We start from the raw sequence: 8,444 nt of genomic DNA on the forward strand, positions 1-8,444 counted from the left end.
TCACCCCCTCCTACTCGATTATTTCATATATTAATAGGCTGTTTCTTTTACAATTTTATAGTTTTTATGATTGATGACCGTGCGTTGATCGAGCTCTAGATCCCGGAAATTGTTCATATATGTTAAATCAACAATAACAGAGTTTTCATTAACCTTTTCTACAACACCTTGCAATCCTTCTTTGAATTCGATTACATTTCCAACATCGGCTTTCTTCAAATAAACTCGCTCCTTCGTTATATTTCGAATTACTAACATTTTGCCTTAATTTTTAGCTACCGTAAAGGAAAATCTGTAGTAAATTTCAAATGTTCACTAAATTTTCAATTTATAAAAGTTAGAAAATTCAATTTATATGTTCTATTATATAGAATAATCCTACTTCCATCCACAGAAATTTACATGTTCTCATTATTTACTTTCCCATTTTATAACTCATGAAACAGTTTGGTTTTGCAAATTGAGTAATAGGAGATAAAATAGTTTTAGCTTAAGAAACAGAGGTGGTTTATTTGGATAAAGAACAGGCTGTCCGAATGCTGGAAAGTTTGAAAAATAGAGAAGTGGAAGAAATCTTTGTCTCGAAACAGGATTTTATGGAATTTCGTGAATTCCTCGTCAAAAGGGAAGACTTTAAACACTTCAAGGGCATCGCCCAAAGAGGCGGAGATGTCATTTTTAGATATATTGACGAGGCGAGGAGCTAATCTGAGAAAAAAATTTGTGATTAGGTAAATTCCACTATCCCTATTAGTGGAATAGTAGTAAAATATTAACACATACTGATAGAGGTGATTGCTGATGGAGACTGTGTGCCTTAGGAAAATAATGGAGGAAATCGAACTTAAACGAAGAGAGATGATCTCATCAGCTAGGGAAACAGGTTTTCTAAGCCTCCAAACCATATCAGCAAGCCAGGAACTTGATAAGCTTTTAAATATTATCCAGGAAGACCAACATATTTTTTCAAAATAATTTTATGGGAGCACTATATTAAGTGTTCCTTTTTATTTGGGTAAAAATGGCTGAAAATTCACTTTTTTATGATGTGGTGTTAAACTTTTCATAAGCCTTTTATAGAGAGAAAACAAGAGTCACTTTCAAGGGGAGGAAAAGGAATGGAATTAGTAAATAAACTAGAGCAATTAAAAATAGAAATTGGTAAAAATGTGATTGGACGAGATCATGAGGTAGAGATGATGGTCATCGCGCTTTTGAATAATGGTCATGTTCTGATGGAAAGTGTGCCAGGAACGGGAAAAACATTGCTTGCAAAAACATTCGCAAAAGGTATTAGCGGCCAGTTTTCAAGGATCCAATTTACACCCGACGTTTTACCTAGTGATATCACCGGTATCCAGTTTTTCAATCCGAAACTTCAGGAATTCGAATTAAAGCCTGGTCCTATTGTTACTAATATACTTCTGGCAGATGAAATCAACCGAGCAACACCTCGAACGCAATCAAGCCTGCTGGAGGCGATGGAGGAAAACCAGGTAACGATCGATGGCCATACAATTTCCTTGAAATCTCCTTTCCTCGTTATTGCAACTCAGAATCCGGTAGAATCACAGCAGGGGACATTCCAGCTTCCAGTTGCACAGATGGACCGTTTCTTTATTAAGCTATCTCTTGGTTACCCAGAAGTAAACGAAGAGAGGGAGATGATTAAGAAACATCGGTTTGGGACTCCAACGACAGATGTCAACTCCGTAATAAGTGAGGAGGATCTTAATTCTATTAAGGAGGAACTCAGGAATGTAAAGTTAACTGAGGTGGTAGAAGAGTATCTATTGCAAATCACCCGTAAAACAAGGAATCATCCTTCTATAGAATTAGGGATCAGCCCTCGTGGAACGCTTGCTTTAGTCAAGGCTGCTCAAGGTAGAGCACTTATAAAAGGACGCAACTTTGTAGTTCCAAATGATGTGAAAGAGATGGCGCCATTTGTGTTAGGACATAGAATTTATCTATCGGCGGAGGCTTCGCTGACAATGACTGCAGAAAAAGCAGTCGAGGATTTGCTGGAATCTATTCCGCTTCCGGTTGAAGTTGAGGTATAAGCCAATGCAATGGAAAAAAATCGTCATTGAGGACCGTTTTCTATCCATATTAGCGTTTCTTGGCATCGTCTTCATGATTGGAAGCTTTTACATAAATTCCTGGCTGATGTTTGGAGCCGGCCTGATGATTATCCTCATTGCTGCTGGTAATTCTTATTATTTGAAACATATTGGCGTAGGCTTGTTTTTTGATAACAACCGCAATCGAAATCGTTTTTTTATCGGAGACAAAGGAGAGTGGAGCCTTCGGTTCCTTAATCAAGGCCTGCCAATCATGAAAGGCAATCTCTCCATCTATTTTGACAGTGCTGTTGTCCCTGTTTCAGGCGAGTATCATATCCATTCGTCCAGAGTTGATATAAGCCTGCCATTTTCGATGGGACAAAAAGAAAAAGTCAACATTAAAATTCCTTTTAAAGCTGAAAAGCGGGGATTATCAAAAATAAGAAAGATGGAGCTGCATATCCCGCATTTCTTTGGGTTCGGCGATACGATTCTCGAGTTCTCTGACGTTATCAACCTGGAGGCATTAGTCTATCCCAAGGCAACTTCGGTCCGCAATATAGATAAACATAAGTCAGTTAAGCCTGGACACAATCCATCCAATTTCTCACTGTTTGAAGATAATATGGGGCCAATCGGAACAAGAGATTATCTGCCGACAGACAGCTTCAATAGGATCAACTGGAAAGCAAGTGCCAGGAAAATGACATTACAGACGAAAGAGTATGAGCGGATCAATGAGGCAGGTGCCGTTCTATTCATCAATGTTAGTGACGGCTATTCAGTGACTAGCAAGCTGGAATTTTTGATGAGCAGCACAGCAGAGATGGCTTACTTTTTTCATAAGCAGAATATTCCTTTCTCTCTTTGTATGAATATCAGGTCCGCAGGATTCACACCATTTACTTATCTGCCATTAGGGTCTGGCAAGGATCATTTGCAAAAACTGCTGGATTTACTGGCAATTGCAGACTTTCATTCACCAACCATTCCACATGAGCAGGTGCTATTTTTTTATAAAAGACATTTACCGATTGCGCCAACTATGATACATGCAGGGATTCGTTCAGAGAGATCTGATGGATATATCCAGGAATGGCTAAGAGAGGGAGTCCAATTATTAGAGCTGCAAATGAATAACGAAAGTGCCTTCCTCGAACCAATGAAAATGAAGCTGAAGGATGTGGCTGGAGAATGAGAAGCAGGGTTTTAAATGTCTTTTTTCGTTTTTATATAGAATGGACCTTTGCAAGCCTCATACTAGTGATATTCCATTTGCTATCTTCCCAACAAATGCCTTTACTGGCAACCATGGGAACAGCTGCCGCAGCCTCAATTATTTTTACGATTTTATTGGAACTGAAGCCTCATCTTGCAAAGCCTTTGTATTTTCTGGTGATCATGCCTCTTCTTTTCATGGCAGGGAGCCTGAGTAACCTGGATCATTTGTACACCGGGATTATGGCAATATTGATTTTTTGGAGGGTGCTGAAGTTTTATCAGGATTCTACAAGTCATTCGGAAAGTGTATGGCTTGTCGTCACATTTCTGATCGGTGTTTTCATTTCGCCGCTTGCAAATTTTTATGGTGGGTCCTATTTAATCCAAATCGTGTTCCTTTTAATCTTTCAGCTGCTGTTTATATTATCGGGGCAATTTTTACTAAAGTGGATGGATGTTGAACTAGGCTCGAAAAAGAGATTTGCTGTCACCTACTCGAAGCTGCTTGGGGTAATATTGCTTCTTGTTTCGTTATTAACGTTTGGAAGAGACATTCTGAAAGAAATTTTCTTTAATGTTTTGCAGGTGATTGCCTGGACACTCTCTTTTCTGTTATATCCTTTTTTTTCCTGGATAGCTTCTCCCAGTATGCAAGCCCGGACCAACAAAGTCTTCTCCGGACAAATGCCCAACATAGAAAATGACACATCTATCGAGCAGGCCAGGCAGGTTTTCGATCCAGCTTTTTGGGGTCCTATCCTGTTCGCAGTAATAATTGGGATTGCATTTTACTTTATATATAAAAAATCCGATTTATTTAGGAGGCAGCCTGAGGAAGAAGCAGTACAAGCAGGATTTGTTACCGCAACTCCCATTGAGGGTTCAGCAAGCAGCGGCCTGCTGCCTAGAATGAGGACAGCAGTTCCAGACCAGTTTATAAGGAGGGAAATCTTTCAGCTCGAAAAATATGCCCATAAAAAGGAGCTGGGAAGGCTTCATCATGAAGATGTCAAGGAATGGTTCGACAGACTTGGCATCCACTATGACCTGCGGACCATCCAGGCCTACGAATATGTCAGGTATGGAGAGCATCTGGATGAAGAGATGAACGGCTGGTTCAAGGATGAAATCAGAACAATAAAAAAACAATTGAATGCACTGGAAAAATTACGCAAGGAAGATAACCAAACAGGGTTGAAAAATAACATAAAGAAAATTTTCCGACGATAAAAGAACCTTTTGTCACAATTTCGATAAAATGAAAACGTTTTACTGAAAAAAATGCTCTAAACCTTTAAAAATCAAGGTTTTTTCATTGTCTAAGGCTATGCAAAATGCTATTCTTTTTTGTGGGATGCCAATCCGAATTTCTGCGGAAATGATTGGAAACAATATATGGTGTGAAAGAACATTACAAATGGGTAAAATATAAATATCATTTTAGCGGCCTAAAGTTTTGACCTTTCGCTGACTTGAACCATTTAGTTTGGAAGGCATCATGTATGGTCATCTTAATCATCTATTTAAAAGGAGAATGATATAGTATGGTACAAAAACAATTCAAGGTTGTTGCTGAAACAGGAATTCACGCACGTCCTGCTACGATGCTTGTACAGGCTGCAAGCAAGTTCGATTCAGAAATCCACTTAGAATATAAAGAAAAAAAGGTTAACCTTAAGTCAATCATGGGTGTAATGTCATTAGGAATCGGCCAGGGAGCAGATATCACAATCTTCGCTGAAGGAAGCGACGAGCAAGATGCTCTTAATACACTAGAAGAAGCACTTAAAAAAGAAGGTTTAGCTGAATAATGGGCTTTCTCCAGGGAATTGCCGCTTCAAACGGCATTGCAATCGCGAAAGCCTATAAGCTTGTTGAACCTGATTTTTCTTTTGAAAAAAGAACAATAGAGGTTCCGGCTGAAGAAATTGCGCGTTTTCAGACAGCGCTTCAGACATCAAAAGCTGAGCTTGAAAAAATCCGCGATCATGCCGGAACGGCTTTAGGTGCTGATAAAGCAGCGATTTTTGATGCTCATCTTCTAGTATTGAGCGATCCAGAATTAATTTCACCCATCGAAGATAAAATCAAAACTGAAAATGTCAATGCGGAAGTTGCATTGAAAGAAACAGCTGATATGTTCATTAGCATGTTCGAATCCATGGACAATGAGTACATGAAAGAGCGTGCGGCAGATATTCGCGACGTTACAAAGCGTGTATTGGCACACCTTTTGGGAATCCAGATTCCTAACCCTAGCATGATCGCTGAAGAAGTAGTCATCGTTGCAGAGGATTTAACTCCTTCAGATACTGCTCAATTGAATCGCCAATTTGTTAAAGGCTTTACAACGAATATCGGCGGACGAACTTCCCATTCTGCAATCATGGCTCGTTCAATGGAAATTCCTGCAGTCGTAGGTACGAAGGCAGCTACAGAAGAAATCAACAACGGGGATATCGTCGTTGTTGATGGATTGAAGGGCGAAGTTCATTTCAATCCAACTCCTGAAGTGCTTGATGCTTATAAACAGATCCAGGAAGATTTCGAAAAGCAAAAAGCTGAATGGGCCAAGCTTGTTAATGAAAAATCTGTAACAGCAGATGGCCATCATGTAGAACTTGCTGCAAATATCGGCACACCAAAGGATTTAAAGGGTGTAGTTGAAAATGGCGGCGAGGGAGTAGGCCTTTACCGTACAGAGTTCCTCTACATGGACAGGGACCAGCTTCCTACAGAAGAGGAACAATATACAGCTTATAAGGCAGTGCTTGAAGGCATGGAAGGCAAGCCAGTCGTTGTCCGGACTTTGGATATCGGCGGAGACAAAGAACTTCCGTATTTGAACCTGCCTAAAGAAATGAACCCGTTCCTTGGCTTCAGGGCAATTCGCCTTTGCCTTGAGGAAGTGGATATTTTCCGTACACAGTTACGTGCTCTTTTACGTGCCAGTGTTCATGGTAACCTGAAAGTCATGTTCCCGATGATCGCTACTCTTAATGAGTTCAGGGAAGCAAAAGCAATGCTTGAAGAAGAAAAAGCGAAATTGGTTGAGGAAGGCATCCAGGTTGCTGAGCATATCGAGCTTGGCATCATGGTTGAGATTCCTTCCACTGCAGTCCTTGCAGACCAATTCGCTAAGGAAGTAGACTTCTTCAGCATCGGAACAAATGACTTGATTCAATACACTATGGCAGCAGACAGGATGAACCAGCAGGTATCATACCTGTACCAGCCTTACAACCCATCCATCCTTCGTCTTGTAAAAATGGTCATTGATGCCGCTCATAAAGAAGGCAAGTGGGCTGGAATGTGCGGAGAGATGGCTGGAGACGAAACAGCGATTCCAATCCTGCTTGGCCTAGGCCTCGATGAGTTCTCAATGAGTGCTTCTTCCATTCTGAAAGCACGCTCATTGATCAGGAACTTAAACAAAGCAGACATGGAGAAGCTGGCTTCTAATGTGTTGAACATGAGCACAACTGAAGAAGTGGTTGAAGCAGTAAACCAGGCAATTTCTTTGTAACATAATTATAATATAAAAAATGTTTTAACCTATATAGAGCGGGTATATATGAGTAAGCACTTTGGTTAGACTGAAAGTAAGCTAATCATTCTCATTTTCCCCCAGATTTGGCCGGCTGTTTATCAGCCGGCATTTTTTTGTGCTTTAAAGCTTTACGCGCTACCTAAACAGGAAAGGAAGTACAGGGTAGCAGAGCAACTTCAGACAGGTTCAGCGGTAAAAGAGGAAAAGCTATCCGAAGAAGAGCCCACTTCAGACAGGTTCAGAGGAAAAAACAGAAAATCTGTCCAAAGAAGGACCAACTTCGCCCAGATCCAGAAAGTCGTCAGTACGGCACTCTTATGGCTGGTAATATAAAAAGCTGCCGGACAGGCAGCTCTTAAATTTTAAAAGGATTCTTCCATTCCATCAGCATTCCATAATTCAAGGATTCTTCGTCCTCAAGGTAATTTGCTACGGGTTTGACTGGTGTACGGCCGCATCGCAGCAAAAATGAAACGACAGGGTCCTTCACTTCACCTTGTAACACCTTTTTTGCATATTCATCAATGGACAGTTCGGCAGAATGTAAATGGTATCCAGGCATCCTGCCTCCGCCCAAAAGCCGTTGGAGTCCCAATTGCACAACAGTCTCATACATAGCTTGCATCATCCATTTTCCAAGTCCGAGTTTGCGATAAGCAGGGCTTATGCAGATGTCGACAATGTAGAGAGTATTGCCCTCCTGGTCATGATTTCGTATATAGCCATTATCAGTTATTTCTGCCCAGGAATGGTCTTCGTCACCAGCATCCAAATGCACAATCAAGCCAGTTATCGAACCGGCGATTCTTCCGTCAATTTCCACGCAGAGTGCACCATCCGGAAATAAGCTTATATGATTGGTCAGTTGTTCGGTATTCCACAAGAGCTCTTCTGGAAAAGGGGGCGGAAAGGCTTCCTTTTGAACTTGGATCAACTGGTCAAAATCATTTTTTGTGTAGTTTCTTATGATGGCTTTTACTGGTTTGTTGCTGTCGTAAACATAAAGCTCTTTATAGAACATATCCGCACCTCAAAAATTTAGTATAAGCACAGTATAAAAACATTGCGAGCGGAAGGTCAAATCGTTTAACGGAAAAAAATTAGCCTCTTGTCGCTCCCTATTAATGTTTTAGGCAAAGATAGGTTTAAAACAATTGCATGAAGGGTAAATTAATAATGCGCATAAAAATGGTAGATCGTTCTGCAGGCCGAGGAGTAAATTCTCGGCCTTTTGTTATGGTTAAGGAATTTATAAAGTTATTGGGGTGTGGATAACTGCATGAAGTTTTCTTAATCCAGCTCCAGCGCCTAGCCCCTCGAGTCGCTTCGGTCCGCCCATTGAAGTCAAAGAACGACTTCATTGGTCGGCCCTCCAGCGCTTGTCGGGGCTGAACGAGGCGCTTGCGCTTTTTGTTCTGTCTAATGTTAAAATATAACTAAAATTTAAAAAGGGAAGAAGGAGTACATATGCTTTCTAAAGAAGATACGGTAATCGGCTTTATTGGTACAGGAGTTATGGGGAAAAGCATGGCAGGCCATCTGCTTGATGCGGGTTATCAGCTCGCCGTATATACCAGAACAAAGGAAAAGGCTGCTGACCTGCTTGA

The 8,444-nt window shown here is 40.8% G+C and carries 11 protein-coding genes; 8 read left to right on the top strand and 3 right to left on the bottom strand.

What is annotated here, in order from left to right:
* Positions 1 to 30: 30 nt before the first annotated feature.
* Positions 31 to 219, bottom strand: coding sequence for a YkvS family protein (locus J7E32_RS21665; protein WP_102262010.1), 189 nt, complete (start codon positions 217 to 219; stop codon positions 31 to 33).
* A gap of 293 nt (positions 220 to 512) precedes the next feature.
* On the opposite strand from J7E32_RS21665, the gene J7E32_RS21670 reads away from it, so the two are divergent.
* The 7 genes from J7E32_RS21670 (at position 513) to ptsP (ending at position 6,813) form a co-directional block, all read left to right on the top strand.
* On the top strand, positions 513 to 707 hold the full coding sequence (locus J7E32_RS21670; protein ID WP_214911643.1) for a hypothetical protein: 195 nt from the start codon (positions 513 to 515) through the stop codon (positions 705 to 707).
* Positions 708 to 828: 121 nt separating this feature from the next.
* Positions 829 to 975 carry an aspartyl-phosphate phosphatase Spo0E family protein gene (locus tag J7E32_RS21675; protein WP_286183690.1) on the top strand — a complete coding sequence of 49 codons (147 nt, stop codon included), beginning with the start codon at positions 829 to 831 and terminating at the stop codon, positions 973 to 975.
* A gap of 143 nt (positions 976 to 1,118) precedes the next feature.
* Positions 1,119 to 2,063, top strand: a complete 945-nt coding sequence (locus tag J7E32_RS21680) for an AAA family ATPase (RefSeq protein ID WP_214911645.1) — start codon at positions 1,119 to 1,121, stop codon at positions 2,061 to 2,063.
* 4 nt (positions 2,064 to 2,067) lie between these two features.
* Positions 2,068 to 3,264, top strand: a complete 1,197-nt coding sequence (locus J7E32_RS21685) for a DUF58 domain-containing protein (RefSeq protein WP_214911646.1) — start codon at positions 2,068 to 2,070, stop codon at positions 3,262 to 3,264.
* A gap of 65 nt (positions 3,265 to 3,329) precedes the next feature.
* A complete protein-coding gene (locus tag J7E32_RS21690; protein WP_214911647.1) occupies positions 3,330 to 4,517 on the top strand; it encodes a hypothetical protein in 1,188 nt (395 codons plus the stop codon).
* 314 nt (positions 4,518 to 4,831) lie between these two features.
* Complete coding sequence (locus tag J7E32_RS21695) at positions 4,832 to 5,098, top strand: phosphocarrier protein HPr (protein WP_041965588.1); 267 nt, start codon at positions 4,832 to 4,834, stop codon at positions 5,096 to 5,098.
* Complete coding sequence (gene ptsP / locus J7E32_RS21700) at positions 5,098 to 6,813, top strand: phosphoenolpyruvate--protein phosphotransferase (RefSeq protein ID WP_214911648.1); 1,716 nt, start codon at positions 5,098 to 5,100, stop codon at positions 6,811 to 6,813. Before J7E32_RS21695 ends, ptsP begins: the two co-directional genes overlap by 1 nt.
* A gap of 379 nt (positions 6,814 to 7,192) precedes the next feature.
* Here ptsP and J7E32_RS21705 read toward each other — a convergent pair whose 3' ends face one another.
* Entirely contained in the window at positions 7,193 to 7,858 is a 666-nt protein-coding gene (locus J7E32_RS21705; protein ID WP_214911649.1) for a GNAT family N-acetyltransferase, read from the bottom strand.
* 124 nt (positions 7,859 to 7,982) lie between these two features.
* On the bottom strand, positions 7,983 to 8,198 hold the full coding sequence (locus J7E32_RS21710; protein ID WP_214911650.1) for a hypothetical protein: 216 nt from the start codon (positions 8,196 to 8,198) through the stop codon (positions 7,983 to 7,985).
* A 106-nt stretch (positions 8,199 to 8,304) separates the two neighbouring features.
* On the opposite strand from J7E32_RS21710, the gene J7E32_RS21715 reads away from it, so the two are divergent.
* Positions 8,305 to 8,444, top strand: a 140-nt coding sequence (locus J7E32_RS21715) for an NAD(P)-binding domain-containing protein (protein WP_214911651.1), incomplete at its 3' end; no start/stop codon positions are given.

The sequence above is a fragment of the Bacillus sp. ISL-55 genome (assembly GCF_018613155.1).
Taxonomy (GTDB): Bacteria; Bacillota; Bacilli; order Bacillales; family Cytobacillaceae; genus Mesobacillus.